Raw genomic sequence first — 1143 nt, 5'->3', positions numbered from 1 at the left:
CACCGTAGGACGGTGAGGGGCTCCGAAAAGTTGAGCGACCGGCGGGCCGGAGGCCGACTAGTACCAGCGGTTGGCCTGCCAGAACGACCAGGCGCCGCACGGGCTGCCGTAGCGGCTGTCCATGTAGTTCAGGCCCCACTTGATCTGGGTGGCCGGGTTGGTCTGCCAGTCCGCACCCGCGGTCGACATCTTGGAGCCCGGCAGTGCCTGGACGAGGCCGTACGCACCGGAAGACGGGTTCTGCGCGCGGTAGTTCCAGCTGGACTCGTGGTCCACGATGTTGCTGAAGCACTGGAACTGGTCGGCGGGCACCATCTGGCGCGCCATCGCCTGGACCTCGGCGATGGTGTAGGACGCCTGGGCGGAGAAGCTCGACGCGTCGCGGACGGCGTCGCGGTTGGCGCGGGCCTCCGCGGCCGCGGCCTCCTCGCGCTCCTTCTTCGCCTTCTCCTCGGCGGCTTCCTTCTTCGCCTTGGCGGTTTCGGCCGCCTGGATGCGTGCCGATTCCTCGGCGGACTTCTTCGCAGCCGCGTCCGCGGCAGCGGCCTGTGCATCGGCCTGCTGCGTCAGGGACGACACCTGGATCTGGGCCTGCTCGCCCATGGGAATGTCCGCGAGGAGCGTCGTGTCGGCGGCAGCCGCCTCGAGGTTGTCGCCCGAGGTCTGGGTGTTGCCCGACGCGACGCCGACGACGGCGCCGACGGTGGTGACCGCAGTAGCCGAAGCCACTGCGAATCCCCGGACCGAGATCCGGCTCACACGGTTTCCTTCCAGCATCGCCCGCACAGGTGACCCCGCGAGCGAAATCTTGCCCCTGACGCTGGCCTCCCCACTGATCGGGTCACGGGAGGCGCGGGCCCGGTGGGCAACTCCCCGGGGGAGCTGCCGCATTGTGCTCGCGGGCGGCATGCGACTGACATGTCTTGAATTGTGTGTTGCTGTGCACCAACCGTGGTGCGGATGTGTCGCATGCGGGGCCTGACGGAAGCAAGACTCTGCCGCAGGGCGAGGCCGCAAGGCAATTCTTCGTTGCGTGTGAAAGCTCACACCCCGTTTGAGCCAGGGCTTTTGAAGGAATCGGCGGACAGCACGACGCCGCCCGGCTACGCTCTTGCGCTTCGCCGGGCGGCGTCAAGTGACTTG

At 68.1% G+C, this 1143-nt stretch carries 1 protein-coding gene; it reads right to left on the bottom strand.

Annotation, left to right across the window (positions count from 1 at the left end; all coding sequences use genetic code 11):
* Positions 1-57: 57 nt before the first annotated feature.
* Positions 58-759: an aggregation-promoting factor C-terminal-like domain-containing protein gene (locus ACWGH4_RS35295; RefSeq protein ID WP_453468011.1), complete on the bottom strand. Its 702-nt coding sequence runs from the start codon at positions 757-759 to the stop codon at positions 58-60.
* Between the last annotated feature and the right edge of the window lie 384 nt (positions 760-1143).

This window comes from Streptomyces sp. NPDC054847 (assembly GCF_053610925.1).
This window is presented reverse-complemented; position numbering and strand designations above follow the sequence as displayed.